An 18,980-nucleotide genomic window follows, 5' to 3' on the forward strand; every position below is an offset into this window, starting at 1 on the left:
GGCAATGTTTCGACAGATTACGTAAGGCTTATGCAAGCATTAGGCGGCGCCAATACTCAAATACTCAACGCACGCCGAGCCGGTAGATAGTGGTGTGTCGATAACGCTCGCCCGGCCGCAGCACGACCTGTTCGGCGTCGGCCATGTTGACCTGATCGGGAAACGCACCTGTTTCGAGGCACAACGCCGCGTGCTTGCCATAAGTCTTGCCGTTGCGGCCTTCGACGCCTGCCAGAAAGTTGCCCGTATAGAACTGCATGCCTTTCGCGTCCGTCGATACCGTCAGCTCGCGTCCGCTGGCGGGATCGTAAAGCGTGGCGGCCGTGCGCGTGACAGCCGCGCTCTCGCGCAGCACGTAGCAATGATCGAAGCCGCCTGCGCGCGCGAGTTGCGCATCCGGCCAGTCGAGGCGCGCGCCGATCGGCGCGCCCGCACGAAAGTCGAACACGCTGCCCGCGACGTCTTTCTTCTCGATGGGAATCATCGTTTCGTCGACGGCGAAGAATGCGTCTGCGTCGATCGAGATCACATGGCCGCGAATGTCGGGCGTGTCGGCGAGCGCGTCGCCCGACAGATTGAAGTACGCGTGATTCGTGAGACTGATGGGCGTCGGTGCATCGGCGGTGGCGTCGTAGTCGATCGTGAGCGCGCCGTCGTCGTCGAGCGCGTAGCGAACGGTTGCGGTGACTGCGCCGGGAAAACCGGCGTCGCCTTCGGGCGATTCGTGTGTGAACACCAGTGCGCCGTCCACTTCGCGCGCCTGCCATAGCGCCTTGTGAAAACCACTGGCACCGCCATGAAGCAGGTTGTCGCCGTCATTGCGGTCGAGCTGATAGATCATGCCGTCGAGCGTGAAGCGTGCGTTGGCGATGCGGTTCGCCCAGCGGCCCACAGTTGAGCCAAAGTACCAGCGGCTTGCAAGGTAGTCAGCGGGCGTGTCGTGGCCGAGCAGGATATCGGCGACGCGGCCCGCGCGGTCGGGCGCATGCCACGAGACGAGGGTTGCGCCGAGATCGCTGATGGTCGCGCGCATGCCGTGCGCGTTACGCAGCGTGAACAGACGAATGTCGCCGAGACCGGGCAACGTGCCCCAGCGTTCAACCTGGACGCTGGATGAAAGAGAAGTATCGGTGCTGTGCATGTCGGCGAAATTCATGTCGGTCGCGGATCGTTGCAGATTAAGTCATTTATGCAGACGGCGCATTATGCGAGGCCTGCGCCGCTTGTTCCGATTGCATGCGCTCCTGATATTCGCGCGGCGTGCAATCGAGTTCGCGGCGGAACACGGCATACATGTACTGCAACGACGTGAAGCCGCAGCGGATCGCGACTTCGGCGCTCGACATGTCCTGCTGCGCGAGCAGTTGCTTTGCGACATCGAGCTTGTGCTTGAGGATTTCCTGATGCACGGTGCAGCCCAGTTCACGCCGGAAGTAATCTTCGAGCGAAGAGCGCGACACGCCGACATAATCGGCGACCTGCTCGGTCTTGATGCCCTGGCACGCGTACTGACGAATGTAGTGACGCGCGCGCATCACGTAGGGGCTGGCGAGCGGCTCATGCTTCGTCGATTCGCACACGTTGATGCCGACGGGCGGCACGAGAATGCGGCGGCCTGCAAAGCGTGCACCGCCGAGCATCTGATGCAGCAGGTGCGCTGCCGTACGGCCCATTTCCTCCGTGCCTTGAATCACCGACGAAAGGGGAATACGTGTGAGCGAGCGCGTGAGCGGATCGTTGTCGATCCCGATGATGGCGACCTGCTCGGGCACTGGAATGCCGCTGATCAGACAGGCCTGCAGAACCTGACGCGCGCGCGCATCGGTGACGGCGATGACGCCGACGGGTTTAGGCAGGCTTTGCAGCCATTGCGTGAGTTGCACGCTGGCCTGATGCCAGACGGGCGCGCTGGTGGGCAGCCCGCGATGCACATCGCCTTCCATGCCATCGGCTTTTAGCAGAGCGTTGAAGGCGAGTTCGCGTTCCTGTGCCCAGCGGTTGGTGGGCGATTCGGGCAGGCTGTAGAGGGCGAAGCGTTGCAGGCCGGCGCCGATCAGATGCTTATAGGCTAGCGACACGAGTTGCATGTTGTCGGTCGCTATGTAGGGGAGATTCGACGGATATTTTGATGCGTCTTCGTAGGAGCCGCCTACGGCTACTACCGGGAGATGCGAGTTCGCGAGTGCTTCCGATACATCGGGGTCGTCGAAGTCTGCGATAAAACCATCGCCTTCGAAACGTTCGATGCCGTTCAGACGGGCGCGGAAGTCTTCTTCAAGGAAGAGGTCCCAGGCAACGCGGGTCGAGAGCAGGTAATTGCCGATGCCCGTGATGATTTCACGGTCGTAGACCTTGTTGGCGTTGAAGAGTAGCGCTATTCGATGCGTGTGATGAGGCATTGGCTCTCCTTTGCTTCGCGGTTTTGCTTTTGGTTTTGCTGTTGGGTTTGCTCTCGCTTTTGCTTTCGCTGGCATCCGCGTTTTGTTTTGCCTGCTTCACGCGTTGCCCCTGTGCGGGGCGGCACCTACTTTTCTTTGCCGCGGCAAAGAAAAGTAGGCAAAAGAAAGCCGCTAACACCGCTAACCCTTCTTCCTGCCTGAGGGCCCCCAAAAGTTCCTCCGCTTCAAACGGCAATCTGCTTTTCACTGCCCGTTACCAACGCATTGAATAGACTCATCACCCACTTCACACACCCGCGTCGCCATACACGCAATCATTTTGCCCACGTTCTATAGCGGCAAACTGTGTGTAGGCTTTCGCGACGTACAAGCATCACTCCAGACTAAAAAAGCAAGGTTGGTGTTGTAAGGGCGCCGACGTTTGTGGTGCGACAACCTACACACAGTTTGCCACCTGGGCGGCCGTAATCATTCGCTGCCGCTCGCTGTGCTACGGGTGCTTGAAGCGGGTGAGGCGTTTATTCAATGCGCTGGCAACGGGCGGAGACTGGGAGGTTGCCGTTTGAAGCATAAGAACGGTTGGGGGCCCTCAGGCAGTCGTCAAGAACGGGCGGTGTTAGCCCGCTTTCTTTGCTTACTTTCTTTGCGGCGGCAAAGAAAGTAAGTGCCGCCCCGCACAGGGGCAACGCTAGCAAACCAGAGACAAACCGCGGATGCCAGTAAAAACCCTAGCAAACCAAACCAACCCCAAAACCCACCGCATTAATTCTAGGCCGGCAAACCCTCTCCACGCCAGCAACAACAAATAAATCACCACCCCCTCTGGCGGATTTCGCAATTGCCGCGCAATCACCCAAGCGTCAGCATGACATCACATCAAGCACAGGCCAACGGCAACATGGCCATCAACCTGGAGACACGCATGTCCTACTTCGAACACTTGCCCGCCGTGCGCTACGAAGGCCCGCAGACGGACAACCCGTTCGCCTATCGCCACTACGACAAGAACAGGCTGGTGCTCGGCAAGCGCATGGAAGATCATCTGCGTCTCGCGGTCTGCTACTGGCATACGTTCGTGTGGCCGGGCGCAGACATGTTCGGGCCGGGCACGTTCGAACGTCCTTGGCACCATAAGGGCGACGCCCTGGAAATGGCACACGCCAAGGCAGACCATGCATTCGAACTGTTTTCGAAGCTAGGCACCCCGTTCTACACATTCCACGACACCGACGTGGCGCCCGAAGGCGACAGCATCAAAAGCTATGTGAACAACTTCAAGGCAATGACTGAAGTGCTGCAGCGCAAGCAGGAACAAACGGGCGTCAAGCTGCTGTGGGGCACGGCCAACCTGTTCTCCAATCCGCGCTACGCAGCCGGCGCAGCCACGAATCCCAACCCCGATGTGTTCGCATTTGCTGCAGCGCAAGTCTTCAACGCACTCGAAGCAACACGCCAGCTCGGCGGCGAAAACTATGTCCTGTGGGGTGGCCGCGAAGGCTACGAAACGTTGCTGAATACAGACCTCAAACGTGAGCGCGAACAGCTTGGCCGCTTCATGAGCATGGTCGTCGAGCACAAGCACAAGACCGGCTTCAAGGGCGCACTGCTGATCGAGCCGAAGCCGCAGGAACCCACCAAGCATCAGTACGATTACGACGTCGCAACCGTGCACGGCTTCCTGACGCAATTCGGCTTGCAGAATGATATTCGCGTGAATATCGAAGCCAATCACGCAACGCTTGCAGGGCACTCGTTTCACCATGAAATCGCCAATGCGTTTGCACTCGGCATCTTCGGCAGCGTCGATGCAAATCGCGGCGATGCGCAAAACGGCTGGGATACCGATCAATTCCCAAATAGTGTCGAAGAACTCACGCTCGCGTTCTACGAGATCCTGCGCAATGGCGGCTTTACGACAGGCGGTATGAACTTCGATGCCAAGGTTCGCCGCCAGAGCATCGATCCCGAAGATCTTTTGCATGGCCATATTGGCGCAATCGATGTGATCGCCGTCGCGCTGGAGCGCGCCGCGCATCTCGTCGAGAACGATCGCTTAGGGGAATTCAAGCAGCAGCGCTATGCGGGCTGGGAGAGCGATTTCGGCCGCAAGGTACTCGCGGGCGGCTATTCACTCGAATCGCTGGCAAGCGATGCAGTGCAGCGAAACATTGCGCCACGTCATGTCAGCGGTCGGCAAGAACATCTCGAGAACGTCGTCAATCAGGCGATCTACTCAGCGCCGAAGTGAGTACGCAAGCGCGCACGAAAAATCGTTAGCAGCGCCGGTAGATTTCGTAATTGCTCCGCCGGCGCGCACGGCACACGCTGTCGTGCGAACAAAAATGGGGCAGCTTTCAAAACGACGCTCGCGAACAGGTATTCGCAGCGCACCCTGAGGTTAAGACGGCGGTTCGTTTCTCTCGCATTCGAAACCGCACGCAACCCTAAATGGAGTGAGACATGAAATCTGCAATGCGCCGTTCCGTATTGAGTTCCCTCGTTTGCGCCGCGCTGGCCACCGGCCTCACGATGATCGCCCCGCTCGCGCACGCGAGCAAGGACAAGCCCGAAATCGGTTTCTGTATCGACGATCTGCGCGTCGAGCGCTGGTCACGCGATCGCGACTATTTCGTTGCAGCAGCAACGAAGCTGGGCGCGAAAGTCTCCGTGCAATCCGCCGACGCGAGCGAAGCACGCCAGATCTCGCAGATCGAGAATCTGATCTCGCGCGGCGTCGATGTGATCGTGATCGTGCCGTTCAATTCGAAGACGCTCGGCAACGTGGTTGCTGAAGCGCACAAGGCGGGCATCAAGGTCGTGTCGTATGACCGCCTGATTCTCGATGCCGATGTCGATGCCTACATCTCGTTCGATAACGAAAAGGTCGGCGAACTGCAGGCGCAAGGCGTCTTCAATGCGCAACCCAAGGGCAATTACTTCCTGCTAGGCGGCGCACCGACCGACAACAACGCGAAGATGCTGCGCGAAGGGCAGTTGAAAGTACTCAAGCCCGCCATCGACCGCGGCGACGTGAAGATCGTCGGTCAGCAGTGGGTGCCGGAATGGAGCGCGGCAACGGCGCTGCGCATCACGGAAGATGCGCTGACGGCGAACAACAACAAGATCGATGCGATCGTTGCGTCGAACGACGGCACGGCAGGCGGCGCGATCCAGGCGCTCGCTGCGCAGAAGATGGCGGGCAAGGTGCCCGTGTCCGGCCAGGATGCGGACCTCGCCGCCGTCAAGCGCGTGATCGCCGGCACGCAGACCATGACCGTCTACAAGCCGCTGAAGCTGATCGCAGGCGAAGCGGCCACGCTCGCCGTCAATCTCGCGAAGGGCGACAAGCCCGCGTACAACGCGAAGTACGACAACGGCAAGAAGCAGGTCGACACCGTGCTGCTGCAACCCACATTGCTCACGAAGAGCAATGTCGATGTCGTCATCAAGGACGGCTTCTACACGCAGGCGCAACTGGCTGGCAACTGATCGCGGGCGCGGACGCTTCCGGCTTTGATGCTGGAGGCGTTCGCGCATCTTTCATCCATCCAGGAACTACGCATGGCACAAGCGCTTCTTGAGTTGCGCGACATCGCCAAATCGTTTGCCGGGGTGAAGGCGCTCGACGGCATCGATCTTCTTGTCGCGCCAGGCGAATGCGTCGGACTGTGCGGCGAAAACGGCGCGGGCAAATCGACGCTGATGAAGATCGTCTCGGGCGTCTATCCGCACGGCGACTGGTCGGGCGAGATACTTTGGGACGGCAAGCCGCTCGTCGCGCAGAACATCCGCGATACCGAACGCGCCGGCATCGTCATCATTCACCAGGAACTGATGCTGGTGCCGCAATTGTCGGTGGCCGAGAACATTTTCCTCGGCAACGAAATCACGCTGCCGGGCGGCCGCATGAATTACGCGGCGATGTATCAGCGTGCCGATGAACTGCTACGCGAGCTGAACATTACGGGCATCAATGTCGCGCAGCCTGTGATGAACTACGGCGGCGGGCATCAGCAACTGATCGAGATCGCCAAGGCGCTGAACAAGCAGGCGCGGCTATTGATACTCGATGAACCTTCTTCATCGCTGACCGCGGCGGAAACGAAAATCCTGCTCGATATCGTGCGCGACCTGAAGAAGCGCGGCGTCGCTTGTGTGTACATCTCGCACAAGCTCGATGAAGTGGAAGCCGTGTGCGACACGATTACCGTGATACGCGATGGCAAGCACGTCGGCACCCAGCCGATGAAGCAGCTGAGCACCGACCGCATCATCGCGATGATGGTCGGGCGCGAGATCACCAATCTCTTTCCGCGCGAGCCGCACGAGATCGGCGACGTGATCTTCGAGGCGCGCAACGTCACGTGCTACGACGTGACGAATACGAATCGCAAGCGCGTCGACGATGTGTCGTTCGCGTTGCGCAAGGGTGAAATACTCGGCGTCGCGGGGCTTGTCGGCGCCGGCCGCACGGAGTTGATGCAGGCGATCTTCGGCGCGTATCCGGGCATGAGCGAAGCGCAGGTGTGGATGAACGGCAAGCGCCTGAAAATCCGCGCACCCGCCGATGCAATCGCAGCAGGTATCGCGATGGTGCCCGAGGACCGCAAGCGTCACGGCATCGTGCCGCAACTTGGCGTCGGTCACAACATCACCCTTGCCGTGCTGCAACGCTTCGCGAAGGGCGGGCGCATCGACACGGCATCCGAACTCGACACGATCAATTCGGAAATGAAGCGCCTCTCGGTGCGCGCGGCTTCGCCGATGCTGTCGATCGCGAGTCTGTCGGGCGGAAACCAGCAAAAGGCGGTGCTTACGCGCATGCTGCTCACGGATCCATCCGTACTGATTCTCGACGAGCCGACGCGTGGCGTCGATGTCGGCGCGAAATTCGAAATCTACAAGCTGATGTTCAAGCTCGCGAAGCGCGGCGTGTCGATCATCATGGTGTCGTCGGAATTGCCGGAAGTACTCGGCGTGAGCGACCGTGTGCTCGTGATCGGCGAAGGCGAATTGCGCGGCGACTTCGTCAACGACGGTCTCACGCAGGAACATATTCTGACGGCCGCCATCGCGACGAAAGGCGCGGACACGACTGGCAACGGCCCCACTCAACTGGCGAGCGTCGCATGACTCCTGATCTCACTTCTTCCGATAGTCACGGCAAACATGGCGCAGCGCTTGCATCGGGACAGCGCATCAAACTGCTGTTCGCGCGCTACAAGCTGCTTGCGCTGCTGCTCGCCGTCGCGGTCATCTGGGTGTTCTTTTCGTTTCTCACGGAAGGCGCGTTCGTCACGCCGCGCAATCTGTCGAACCTGCTGCGGCAGATGTCGATCACCGGAATGCTCGCGTGCGGGATGGTGTTCATCATCATTTCGGGCGAGATCGATCTGTCTGTCGGTTCGCTGTTGGGTCTGCTCGGCGGCGTCGCGGCGATTCTCGATGTCACGTATCACTGGCCGCTCGCGGCGACGCTGCCTGTCGTGATGCTGCTAGGCGTGTGTGTCGGGCTCTTTAACGGCTGGTGGTCGACGTATCTGCGTGTGCCGTCGTTCATCGTCGGGTTGGGCGGCATGCTCGCGTATCGCGGCGTGCTGCTCGGCGTAACGGGTGGCTCGACCATCGCGCCCGTGTCCGATAACTTCGTTTTCATCGGACAAGGCTATCTGCCGCGTATTGCAGGCGACACGATGGCCGTCGTGCTATTCGTGCTGCTCGCCGCACTGACCGTGCGGCAGCGGCAAAAGCGCCAGCACTACAAGCTGAGCGTCGTGCCGTTGTGGCAGGACATCGTGAAGATCGTCGCGGCTGGGCTGATCCTGCTGGCGTTCGTCGCGACGCTCAATCGCTACGGCGGCATTCCCGTTCCTGTGCTGTTGCTGCTCGCACTGCTCGGTATCTTCACGTACATCGCGACGCAGACGGTATTCGGCCGGCGCATCTATGCCGTTGGTTCGAATCTCGAAGCGACGCGTCTGTCGGGCGTCAACACGAACCGCGTGAAGCTCGCGATCTTCGCGTTGATGGGGTTGATGTGCGCGTTCGGCGGTCTGATCAATACGGCGCGGCTCGCGGCGGGTTCGCCGTCGGCGGGATCGATGGGCGAACTCGATGCGATTGCCGCGTGCTTTATCGGCGGCACGTCGATGCGCGGCGGCTCGGGCACCGTCTACGGTGCATTGATCGGCGCGCTCGTGATGGCGAGCCTCGACAACGGCATGTCGATGCTCGACGTCGACTCGTACTGGCAGATGATCGTGAAGGGCGGCATTCTCGTGCTCGCGGTGTGGATCGACGTGATCTCGGGGTCCGACCGGCGCTAGCGCAGAGCGCACGGCTGTGGTGCGCTGCACCACCGCACAGCATCTCCGCGCTTCGTTGAGGAGCGCGCAGGCGCCCTGAGAAGGGCGCTTTTCTTTGGTACGACGTACCTGCGTCGAACGTCGCGCGAAAAAATCGAAGAACACGCGCAAGCCCCGTCCAGCAAGCGAAAGCGCGCATCGAAAGCGTTCGTTCAAGTCCCTTTCGATACACATGCAACGGCCCGAAACCGGCCGATGGCATACCTATTGCGTTATCCGCTGCGGAGCCAATGGCGGCTTCAGTGCATTCCAGATTTTCAGGGACGCTCGCAGTGCGAGCGGACCGATGGGGCAACGGCGTCCCGAAGCGCAACGTGCGAGGAGCGTTCGATCCATGTGATCGGGCGGCGCGCGTGCGCTTCGGGACGTTTTTTTTTGCGCAACCGAAACGCGCGCATCGACGCGATCCAGTATGACGAACGAGATCACCACGCAACGCACCGAAGTTTCCGGACAGACGATCGGCGAACTGATCAATCTGTCGGGCCGTCAGCGGATGCTTTCGCAACGCATCGTGCTGCATGTGCTGCTCGCATCGCACGGCGACTCCGCGGCGCTCGCCGTTGCGCGCGAATGTCTCGCGACGTTTGCATCGACGCATCGCGTGCTCGTGAACGGCAACGATCATTTGCCGGGCGTGTTCTCGGATGCGCTGCATCAGCTTTACTACGGCACGCGCAAGGCGGACGAGCGCGTGCAGCGCTTCATTGCGCTGACGGAAGAAACGGCCGCGCGCGTGGAGGCACGCGACGAGGCGGCGCGTGAACACGTCGATGCGCTCGTTGCACAGGCGACGCCGCTGCTCGAACTGCTGCAGGAGATCACGCTTGCTTACCAGAACGAGATGCGCGGTATCGAAGCAGCCGTGCAGCGCCGTCAGGCCGCGATCGCGGAACAACTGTCGAGCATTTCGATGCAGGCGAACATCGTCGCGCTGAACGCGCGCATCTCGGCGGCGCGAGCCGGGACGTACGGTCGCGAGTTCGCCGTCATCACAACGGTGCTCGCCGACATCATCAAGGAAATGGACACGCTGATCTACAGCGTCGTCGATCAGAACACCGACGATGCGACGCCCCGGCGCGGCAAACCGCGCAGCGCGACGCCAAAGCCCGCGCAGCCGCGCGTGACCGAACGTGCTTTCCCCTAGTTCTTCGATTGACCCACGCATCAGCCCTGCATTCGTTCAATGAGAGAGACCCATGAAAAACCTGCTGAATTCGCTTGCGAGCGGTAACTGGCGCGCGCTGCTCGCGTGCTTCCTTTACTTCGATACGGGCTTTACCGTCTGGGTCATGTTCGGGCCGCTGGCTCCGTTCATCAACAAGAGCATCACGATGTCGCCCGCGGAACTGGGCTTTCTCGTCGCGGTGCCCGTGCTCGGCGCGGCAATCCTGCGCGTGACGCTCGGCAATCTCTATCAGGCTTGCGATGGCCGGCGCGTCGCGCTGATGGGCGTCGCGCTGTCGGCGATTCCTTCCGTCGTGCTGCTGTTGATGCCGGGCGCGCCGTCGTACACGTTGCTGCTGATTCTGGGCGTGTTCCTCGGCGTCGGCGGCGCGAGCTTCGCCGTCGCACTGCCGATGGCAGGCAGCAACTATCCGCCGAAGGTGCAGGGTCTGGTGCTTGGGTTGGCGGCTGCGGGCAATATCGGTGCGGTGCTGGACGGTTTCATGTTCCCGGCGCTGGCCGATCATTTCGGCTGGGCGAAGGCCGCAGGCGCTGCATTGCCGCTGCTGGCTCTTGCTGCTGTCGCGCTGTTTTTCTGGGCGAAGGATCTCGGGCAGAAGTCGGGCAGCGGCGTGCGGGCGCTGCGCAGCTTTATCGTGACGCTGGTCGGTCTCGTCGCGCTGGTGGTCGCCGTGCATGCAGGCGTGTTCGGCGCGGGCAAGACGGGCGTGCTGCTGCTGCCCGTGCTCGGCGCGCTGCTCGCGATCGCCGTGTTGCCGAAGCACTATCGCAGCGTGCTGGTCGAGGGCGATACATGGGTCGTCATGCTCGTGTACAGCATCACGTTTGGCGGCTTTGTCGGTATGTCCTCGTATGTGACGACGCTGCTGATTTCGCTGTATCAGATGCCGCGTCTCGAAGCGGGGCTGTTCATGTCGCTGCTGGCGTGTATCGGTGCGCTGGTGCGTCCGATTGGCGGGCTGGTTGCGGATCGCATTTCGGGTGTGCGCGCGCTGGTGATTCTGCTGGCGGCGATTTCGCTGTGCGATTTCCTGTTTGCTGCGTGGATGCCGCCGGTGTCGGCGGGTATCGCGTTGCTGATTGCAATGTATGTGTGCTTTGGTCTTGGCAACGGTGCGACGTTCCAATTGGTGCCGCAGCGCTGGAAGGGCAAAACGGGCTTGATGTCGGGGATCGTCGGCGCGGCGGGTGGGATCGGCGGTTTTTATCTGCCGGTGATCATGGGCATCGCGAAGGAAGGCACAGGCAGCTATCAGATGGGGTTTGCGACGTTCGGCGTGCTGTCGGCGCTGGCGTTCGGGCTGGTTGTCCTGCATCGCGCGCGCTGGCTCGAATGGGCGCTGCCGAAGGAAAGCCACGTGGTGGTCGAGCCGATTCGTGCGGGCGTGAGTGTGGATAGTGGGGCCTGACGCGTCGTCGTCGTCTTTTTCGACGAAGGGTTGAGTGACAGCCGGCGCCTTGTGCGCCGGCTTTTTATTTCGTGTCTGGTTTTCCGCTATCGCGATTGAAGGAGCACGCGCGTTCCTTTTTCCACGCCCGAGCGCGCGCCGCTATACAACGCATGCACTCGTGCCGCCAGAATGCCCGACTTCTCGGACTCTCCGATGAAATCGCGGAACATGTGTGCGACAGGCAACAAACACGGAAGCGCGGTGCGTGCGAAAAATCAGACATTGCACACCCTGCGTGCCCACGACGAAAGAACTGGGCTTACCGCTCACCAGCGGATTTGGATCGCAAGTTCCGCCGACCCGGCCGTTTGCATCAACTTCGATCTTCAGCCTGTGGATGGCATCGCGCACAACAGCTTAGGGCTCTGGCATGTCTGCTGATATGAGATCCATCCAACGGTTTCCGACACCGTGTACGCGTTGCGGCGGTGTTCTGTATCAACACGTCGCATTCTGTCCATATTGCGGCGTCAGCCAACCGCTCGCGGGCACTCAGCCGAGGCGTCCGGAAACCCAGCTAAGGGCCGTCGAAAAACGCCCGTCGCTGCCTGCCGACGACGATCACGACGACGCATCTCCGCCCGAAATTCGCTGGTCCGATTTGCCGGAAATGCAGCCCGATATTCAACGCTCGTTGTGGAGACGGCCGCCGCGCCGCATCGTGATGGGCGGCGCGATCGCGCTTGTGTTGATGATCGCGATCGCATTCGCGTGGCTCGGCTTCCAGCGACTCGGCGCCAGTCACCGGAACGACGACTTTGTCGAACCGATGAAAACGGGCCTGAATGGCGCGGACAGCGGGTTGTCATCCAATGCGATGCCCTCGGGCGCGACCGGTTCGGCTGCGATGACGGGCGGCGGCCCCGCCGCGGGGCAGTATGGCAACAAGGTGTCTGCCGCGCTGGTCGTCGCACGCGCGAGTCTCGAGCAGAAGAATCTGACGGCGGCCAAGGCGGCCGTCGCCGAAGTGCTGGCCGTTGCGCCTCGCAATGCCGACGCGCTGCGGATGCAAACCGATATCGCGGATCGTGAGAACGAGCGCGATGCGGCATTACGCGTGGCGACCATCTGCGCGAAGGATGTGCTCTGGAGTTGCGTGGTGAAGCAGGCGAATCAGGCGCTGGCCGCCGATTCCGGCAGCAAGGACGCGCAGGTTCTGCTCGAGCGCGCAATCGTTTCAAATGGCTGGAGGCCGCTTTCGGACACCACGTCCGCGCGCGCGGCGGCGCCCGCACGGCGCCCGCCGCCGCCACAAACGCAGCAGCGCGTTGCGAAGAACGTGGCGATGTTGCCGACCTTGCCGCCGTTGCCGCCCGGCATACCCGCCGATAGTGCGACTCGCCAGGGCGCAGATGCCGGGGCTCGTCGCGCGCAGACTGCAGTCGATCCGTATTCCGCTGCTCCCGCGTCTGCTGATGGCGGCGATGCGCATGCGCTTGGGGTTCCAGGGGTTCAGCAATAAAGAAGCAGCGTGAGGCGTCACGTTCCGTTACGGCGCCTTCTACAGTGAATCCCACCTCGACACGAATGTGCGCAACGCTCGCTAGATGTCCCAGTCCCATTGCTGTTCGTCATGTTGTTCTGCAGCCAGCCGGCGGCTGGCTTCCTGAGAAATGACCACATGGCTCGATGCCTCGATCGGCATGAGGACGGCTTTCTCGATACGCGGATTGGGAGAGGGCTTTCGCCGGGCTTCTTTCACGTAGTCCGAGAGCGGCTGGAATTGACGTACGGCATGGATGGTGTTGGTCATGATCAACCCAGGAAGCGTCAGATGTTCTGCGCCGTTTCATTCGATCCGGCGATGCTTCGGGCAGTCTAGGTGCGAGCTGCAACAGGGGCTGTACGCCGTCGCACAGAACACAGCGCAACGCGACGCGCCACGGAAAGACACCAGAAACGCTCGCGTAAAAGTGAGCGTTTCGTCGTCTGGATTTAGATTGGAGTGCTGACGTATTGGTGCGTGACAACGCACGACAGGCAGACAATCAACCTGTTCGATCCAGTATTTCGTTCGCAAGCTCGACTTCGCGTGGAAGCGATTCATCGTCTGACGACCTGGCCGTCTGAGCGCGGCGGCTATGCGAATTCCTGTGCTTGCGTACGCTGTTGCTCAACTCGGAGATGATCTCCGACGCAGCATGAATGATCTGGTTGAAATTGAAGCCCGCATTGGTCATTTCGCGGTAGAACGATTTCGCGAGGATCTTCGCAATCTGGTTCGTGTTCTGCGCCGATCCCGCGATGATTTCCCGCACGGTCTTTTCCGAAGACCGGGTCAGCGCGGCCTGGGTAAAGCGCGACTTCATCAACTGCTGGATCTGGTTGGCGTGAAGTGCCTTGACGACCAGCAGGGAGAGGTTTTCCAGCAGCCGCAGATCATCGACGCCAAAGCAGGGCTTCTTCAGCGGCTGATACGCGTAGACGATCCCGATGGTCTTTCCCCGCAGCAGCAGGGGAGCGAACATGCTGTCGCTGAGCTGACAGTCAGCAGCGACTTCGATCGCGTTTGCGCGAGCGGCGACGCTCGCACGTTCGAGCACCATCGCGTATGGACCACGGGTGTCGCTCTCACGCACGTTCACTGCGTCGGAGCCGGAACTGGCGTTGTCGACGAATCCGGCGCGCTGACGCAGACCGAGTTCAGCGGCCTGCCGTTCGCTCAGCAAATGAATTGCGCAATGGCGTGCGTCCAGAGCGCTGGCAACGATGGACGATAGTTCAGACAGCAGTTCGTCCAGACTGCTCGCATAACCGGCATCGCCACGCGGATCGCGGATTTTGACCCTATCCGGGTTGTGCATCGCTCTTCCCCAGCATTCGAATCAGACCAGTTCGGGTCCAGTCAGAAGTCGAACCGCCGTCCGCGCGCATTTGTGCGTGGGGAGGCGGGCAACCTGATGACTGGAATGATGCGCGGAGGTCGGCGCTATCCGGTCGGCGCAAGCGTCGTGCCGCGTGTTCGATATCCCCAACCGCGGCGCGGCAAAAAGCTGGACTTCAGCCTCGCTGGCGAGCGGTTTCCCGGCATCGGATACGCCTTCTTGCGATCGATTACGATGGACCTGACCGATTTAACCAATAAATTGGCAGGCGTTAAGTTCGTGCCACCACATTGCGGCCAGTTTCGGTGAAATGGCCGGCTTCCAGGCCCCGGAATCGCCCTGTCAGACCCGCGTCGGGAAGTGATTTTGTCGATAAAACATGGGGTTACGTGAATTTCGACAAATCCCGCTGCACCCTTCTTGAATTTGTAATTCCCCGTCCATATAATTAGCACTCACCGCACGAGAGTGCTAACAACATCGCTGGTTGGCGGTGCCAGCCGGCATACCTCAGCGTTCTTCAGTCCCAATCAAGAGAGGATCTATCCATGAACCTTCGTCCTTTGCATGATCGCGTGATCGTCAAGCGCCTGGATCAGGAAACCAAGACCGCATCGGGCATCGTGATCCCCGAAGCCGCAGCAGAAAAGCCGGATCAAGGCGAAATCCTGGCAGTCGGCCCGGGCAAGCGTGACGACAAGGGCAACCCGATCGCGCTCGACGTCAAGGTCGGCGACCGCGTCCTGTTCGGCAAGTACGCTGGCCAGACCGTCAAGGTCGACGGCAGCGAACTGCTGGTGATGCGCGAAGAAGACATCATGGCCGTTGTCAACAAGTAAGTACTTGTTTCCGGTTCATTCTCAAGAATTCAAGGAGTTAGAAGATGGCAGCTAAAGACGTCGTGTTCGGCGATTCCGCCCGTGCCAAGATGGTTGAAGGCGTGAACATTCTCGCCAATGCAGTGAAGGTCACGCTGGGTCCGAAGGGCCGCAACGTTGTGCTGGAACGCAGCTTCGGTGGCCCGACGGTCACGAAGGACGGTGTTTCCGTCGCGAAGGAAATCGAGCTGAAAGACAAGCTCCAGAACATGGGCGCACAAATGGTCAAGGAAGTGGCTTCCAAGACCAGCGACAACGCCGGCGACGGCACGACGACGGCAACGGTTCTGGCCCAGTCGATCGTCCGCGAAGGCATGAAGTACGTTGCATCGGGCATGAACCCGATGGACCTGAAGCGCGGCATCGACAAGGCCGTCGCAGCAGCAATCGAAGAGCTGCGCAAGATCAGCAAGCCCTGCACGACCAACAAGGAAATCGCACAGGTTGGCGCGATCTCGGCGAACAGCGACACGTCGATCGGCGATCGCATCGCTGAAGCGATGGACAAGGTCGGCAAGGAAGGCGTCATCACCGTCGAAGACGGCAAGTCGCTGCAAGACGAGCTGGACGTTGTCGAAGGTATGCAATTCGACCGCGGCTACCTGTCGCCGTACTTCATCAACAACCCGGACAAGCAAGTCGCCGTTCTGGACAACCCGTTCGTGCTGCTGCACGACAAGAAGGTGTCGAACATCCGTGATCTGCTGCCGGTTCTCGAGCAAGTCGCGAAGGCTGGCCGTCCGCTGCTGATCATCGCTGAAGACGTCGAAGGCGAAGCACTGGCTACGCTGGTCGTCAACAACATCCGTGGCATCCTGAAGACGGTTGCTGTCAAGGCTCCGGGCTTCGGTGACCGCCGCAAGGCCATGCTCGAAGACATCGCTATCCTGACGGGTGGCCAGGTCATCGCTGAAGAAACCGGCCTGACGCTCGAAAAGGCAACGCTGGCTGAACTCGGTCAAGCGAAGCGTATCGAAGTGGGCAAGGAAAACACGACGATCATCGACGGCGCTGGCGAAGCAGCAAGCATCGAAGCGCGCGTCAAGCAAGTTCGCACGCAGATCGAAGAAGCAACGTCGGACTACGACCGTGAAAAGCTGCAAGAACGCGTTGCCAAGCTGGCAGGCGGCGTTGCAGTGATCAAGGTTGGTGCTGCGACCGAAGTCGAAATGAAGGAAAAGAAGGCACGTGTCGAAGACGCACTGCACGCAACGCGCGCAGCTGTGGAAGAAGGCATCGTGGCTGGCGGCGGTGTTGCACTGATCCGTGCACGCAGCGCAATCGGCAACGTGAAGGGCGACAACGCTGACCAGGACGCAGGTATCAAGATCGTTCTGCGCGCAATGGAAGAGCCGCTGCGCCAGATCGTGACGAACGGCGGCGAAGAAGCCAGCGTGGTCGTGGCAGCTGTTGCAGCTGGCACGGGCAACTACGGCTACAACGCAGCAACGGGCGAGTACGGTGACCTGGTGGAAGCCGGTGTTGTCGACCCGACGAAGGTGACGCGCACGGCGCTGCAAAACGCAGCTTCGGTCGCTGGCCTGCTGCTGACGACGGACGCAGCTGTCTGCGAACTGCCGAAGGAAGATGCACCGATGGCTGGTGGCATGCCCGGCGGCATGGGTGGCATGGGCATGGACATGTAATTTCCAGGTAACTGGAATGCATGTGAGGAGCGCGCTGAGAGGCGTGCTTCTCGTGCCAAAAGAAAAAACCCGCAGAGATGCGGGTTTTTTCTTTTGGTGCTTCGACTTCCGGCTTTGTGTCTGGTGCGTCGACCCCGAAAGGGAATCAGTGCTGCAGCAAAAAATGTTCGCGCAGATGATCGAGCACGCGCGATACGCTGTCCGTTTCCGTCAATGCAGTCGTATCGACAAGCAGTTCTGGATTAGCGGGCGGCTCATACGGGGCGGACACACCCGTGAAAGAGGTGAGGGTACCCGCCTGGGCTCTTGCATAGAGTCCTTTCGGATCACGTCTGGCGCAATCGTTTGCTGAAGCGGACACATAAGTCTCGACAAAGCTGTCGTTGCCGATTATTGCGCGGGCCATCGCCCGGTCTTCGGACATCGGCGAAATCAATGCGGCGATGACGATGAGACCGGCATCGTTCATCAGGTGCGCAACGTGCGCGACCCGGCGGATGTTCTCGTGACGATCTTCTTTCGAAAAGCCGAGATCGCTCGTCAGGCCGTGTCGGATGTTGTCGCCGTCGAGCACGTAGCATGCGTGGCCCATCGACATCAGTTCGCGTTCGAGGTGGAATGCGATGGTCGATTTTCCCGCGCCGGACAGGCCGGTAAGCCACACGGTTACGGGCTTGTGTCCAAGCATGATGGCGCGGTCGCGGCCCGTGATCGTGCCGTTGAAGCGTTGTACGAACGGCTGAACGCGCTCAGTCGACGGACGGTTTTCCGGCTCGTCGCGAGCGACGCGACCAATCGGCGCGCTGCCTTGAGCGCATCGTGCGCGCGGCTCGGCGGCGGCATCAGCAATGGGGCGTAGATTTTCCAATTCGGATTGTCCGTTAGATTCCCGCCGAAGCGGGTGGCCTGTCGTTGACCTTGCCATGGGAAGCGAAGTCAGATGAGCCATTGCGCCGCGAGCAACAAACAAGGCGTCAACGGGACGGCAAAACAGCGATTATTACAATCCGTAATTGTACTATCTAAGAATTCTCAATGCTGTAACAGCTAATTACCGTTGTAATGAGAATCTTGCTATTACGCTATTGACAGATCTGGTTTGATTGGAGGGCTATTGGACTAAAAGGCGCCAGATTCAATGTCGCGCTTCACCCGGCGACGCATCCGTCCCGCCACTCAGCGGCACATCGTCCTCGCTACTCCTCGCCCAGAAGAAACGATCGGGAAGATAAGCGCCCATTCCCGGCCGGAATGCAGCCTGCGTCGCCTGGAACAGATACTCCTGTGCTTCGCGCACCGCCTCGGCGGGTTCCTGACCATTTGCCAGCAGCGCCGCGATGGCCGCGCCGAGCGTATCTGTGATGCCCATGATCCGTTGCTGTCCGCGATCCCACATGTCCTGCCGCAGCTGCCCGTCTTCGCTGAAAAGCGTATTGACGAGCCGGTGCGTGCCCGTTTCCGTCGACAGAATGTACTCGCAGCCTTGCGACAGCAGATGCGAAATGGCGGCATCGAGCGACGGCGCCTCGGCGTCGCCGTCAGGCTGCGCGAGCGCGAGCAGTGCAGCCGTGTCCGCCACCAGCAAGGTGGTTTGCGGCGCGAGCAGATCGGCGATCGCTTCGCGCAGTTCATCGGCGGCGAGCACGTGTTCGTCGTCGAGCGTGAAGTCAGGTGCGAGGATCAGCGGGATGTCATCGTAATCGGCGACCACTTCGGCGATCGCACTGACCACTTCCGCGCGTGTGGCCGCGCCGACCTTAAAGGCGGCGATCGGCATGTCCTCCAGCAGCATCCGCGCCTGGGTCGCGACGGCTTCCGGGTCGAGCCCGGTCACCTCGTCGCAGCTCGCCGAGTCGCGCACCGTGTAGCCGGTCAGCACGGACACGCCGTGACAGCCCATGCTGGCAAGCGTCATCAGGTCGGCTTGCAGGCCGGCACCGCCCGTCGGGTCGGACAGGCCGAAGGTGAGAACGATCGGAGGGGTGTTGCTGGCCATGAAATTTTTGTGGATTCGATGAGCGGAAGATTGTCGGACCAGCACAGGCGCGCGACGCGCCCGCATGGCCCACACAGACGGCTCAATTATGCGGCCTTATACGCGTGCGGGGCACTTTTTCGCATCTGGCGGCGCGTGCGGCCACACATAACGTCGCAAAGTGTCGCGGCGGGCCGCTCGGACCCCGCATCCGCTAGGCATGGGGGCGCCAACACGGTACCATCATGGC

General features: G+C 60.7%; 16 protein-coding genes. 10 read left to right on the top strand and 6 right to left on the bottom strand.

Features of this window, described 5'->3' with window-relative positions; genetic code table 11:
• Positions 1-64: 64 nt before the first annotated feature.
• Positions 65-1,156: an aldose epimerase family protein gene (locus G3O01_RS20620; RefSeq protein WP_205806987.1), complete on the bottom strand. Its 1,092-nt coding sequence runs from the start codon at positions 1,154-1,156 to the stop codon at positions 65-67.
• Between the two features lie 31 nt (positions 1,157-1,187).
• Positions 1,188-2,399: a DNA-binding transcriptional regulator gene (locus G3O01_RS20625; protein ID WP_205806988.1), complete on the bottom strand. Its 1,212-nt coding sequence runs from the start codon at positions 2,397-2,399 to the stop codon at positions 1,188-1,190.
• A gap of 922 nt (positions 2,400-3,321) precedes the next feature.
• Between G3O01_RS20625 and xylA the strand changes: the two genes are divergently transcribed.
• From xylA to G3O01_RS20660, 7 genes are all read left to right on the top strand, one after another.
• The gene (gene xylA / locus G3O01_RS20630) at positions 3,322-4,647 is read left to right on the top strand and encodes a xylose isomerase (protein ID WP_205806989.1); all 1,326 of its coding nucleotides are present in this window, start codon (positions 3,322-3,324) and stop codon (positions 4,645-4,647) included.
• Positions 4,648-4,859: 212 nt separating this feature from the next.
• On the top strand, positions 4,860-5,888 hold the full coding sequence (gene xylF, locus G3O01_RS20635) for a D-xylose ABC transporter substrate-binding protein (protein ID WP_205806990.1): 1,029 nt from the start codon (positions 4,860-4,862) through the stop codon (positions 5,886-5,888).
• 72 nt (positions 5,889-5,960) lie between these two features.
• Positions 5,961-7,532 (top strand): D-xylose ABC transporter ATP-binding protein, encoded by a 1,572-nt coding sequence (gene xylG / locus G3O01_RS20640; protein WP_205806991.1) that lies wholly within the window; start codon positions 5,961-5,963, stop codon positions 7,530-7,532.
• Complete coding sequence (locus G3O01_RS20645) at positions 7,529-8,725, top strand: sugar ABC transporter permease (protein ID WP_205806992.1); 1,197 nt, start codon at positions 7,529-7,531, stop codon at positions 8,723-8,725. The genes xylG and G3O01_RS20645 overlap by 4 nt, the downstream gene beginning before the upstream one ends.
• A 451-nt stretch (positions 8,726-9,176) precedes the next feature.
• A complete protein-coding gene (locus tag G3O01_RS20650; RefSeq protein WP_205806993.1) occupies positions 9,177-9,914 on the top strand; it encodes a methyl-accepting chemotaxis protein in 738 nt (245 codons plus the stop codon).
• A 52-nt stretch (positions 9,915-9,966) separates the two neighbouring features.
• Positions 9,967-11,364: an MFS transporter gene (locus G3O01_RS20655; RefSeq protein ID WP_205806994.1), complete on the top strand. Its 1,398-nt coding sequence runs from the start codon at positions 9,967-9,969 to the stop codon at positions 11,362-11,364.
• A 652-nt stretch (positions 11,365-12,016) separates the two neighbouring features.
• Complete coding sequence (locus G3O01_RS20660) at positions 12,017-12,868, top strand: hypothetical protein (protein ID WP_205806995.1); 852 nt, start codon at positions 12,017-12,019, stop codon at positions 12,866-12,868.
• Between the two features lie 81 nt (positions 12,869-12,949).
• Here G3O01_RS20660 and G3O01_RS20665 read toward each other — a convergent pair whose 3' ends face one another.
• Both G3O01_RS20665 and G3O01_RS20670 read right to left on the bottom strand, forming a co-directional pair.
• Positions 12,950-13,159 carry a hypothetical protein gene (locus G3O01_RS20665; RefSeq protein ID WP_205806996.1) on the bottom strand — a complete coding sequence of 70 codons (210 nt, stop codon included), beginning with the start codon at positions 13,157-13,159 and terminating at the stop codon, positions 12,950-12,952.
• Positions 13,160-13,394: 235 nt separating this feature from the next.
• Positions 13,395-14,210 (bottom strand): GAF domain-containing protein, encoded by an 816-nt coding sequence (locus G3O01_RS20670; RefSeq protein WP_205806997.1) that lies wholly within the window; start codon positions 14,208-14,210, stop codon positions 13,395-13,397.
• A 96-nt stretch (positions 14,211-14,306) separates the two neighbouring features.
• On the opposite strand from G3O01_RS20670, the gene G3O01_RS20675 reads away from it, so the two are divergent.
• The 3 genes from G3O01_RS20675 to groL all read left to right on the top strand — a co-directional run bounded on the left by G3O01_RS20675 (position 14,307) and on the right by groL (position 16,755).
• Positions 14,307-14,540, top strand: a complete 234-nt coding sequence (locus G3O01_RS20675) for a hypothetical protein (protein ID WP_205806998.1) — start codon at positions 14,307-14,309, stop codon at positions 14,538-14,540.
• A 239-nt stretch (positions 14,541-14,779) separates the two neighbouring features.
• Positions 14,780-15,070 carry a co-chaperone GroES gene (locus tag G3O01_RS20680; RefSeq protein ID WP_205806999.1) on the top strand — a complete coding sequence of 97 codons (291 nt, stop codon included), beginning with the start codon at positions 14,780-14,782 and terminating at the stop codon, positions 15,068-15,070.
• A gap of 44 nt (positions 15,071-15,114) precedes the next feature.
• The gene (groL, locus tag G3O01_RS20685) at positions 15,115-16,755 is read left to right on the top strand and encodes a chaperonin GroEL (RefSeq protein ID WP_205807000.1); all 1,641 of its coding nucleotides are present in this window, start codon (positions 15,115-15,117) and stop codon (positions 16,753-16,755) included.
• Positions 16,756-16,900: 145 nt separating this feature from the next.
• On the opposite strand, the gene cysC is transcribed toward groL, so the two are convergent.
• On the bottom strand, positions 16,901-17,467 hold the full coding sequence (gene cysC / locus G3O01_RS20690) for an adenylyl-sulfate kinase (RefSeq protein WP_205807114.1): 567 nt from the start codon (positions 17,465-17,467) through the stop codon (positions 16,901-16,903).
• Positions 17,468-17,890: 423 nt separating this feature from the next.
• Entirely contained in the window at positions 17,891-18,751 is an 861-nt protein-coding gene (locus G3O01_RS20695) for a hydroxymethylpyrimidine/phosphomethylpyrimidine kinase (protein WP_205807001.1), read from the bottom strand.
• Positions 18,752-18,980: the final 229 nt, after the last annotated feature.

It is taken from the genome of Burkholderia sp. Ac-20365 (genome assembly GCF_017104715.1).
Classification (GTDB): Bacteria; Pseudomonadota; Gammaproteobacteria; order Burkholderiales; family Burkholderiaceae; genus Paraburkholderia.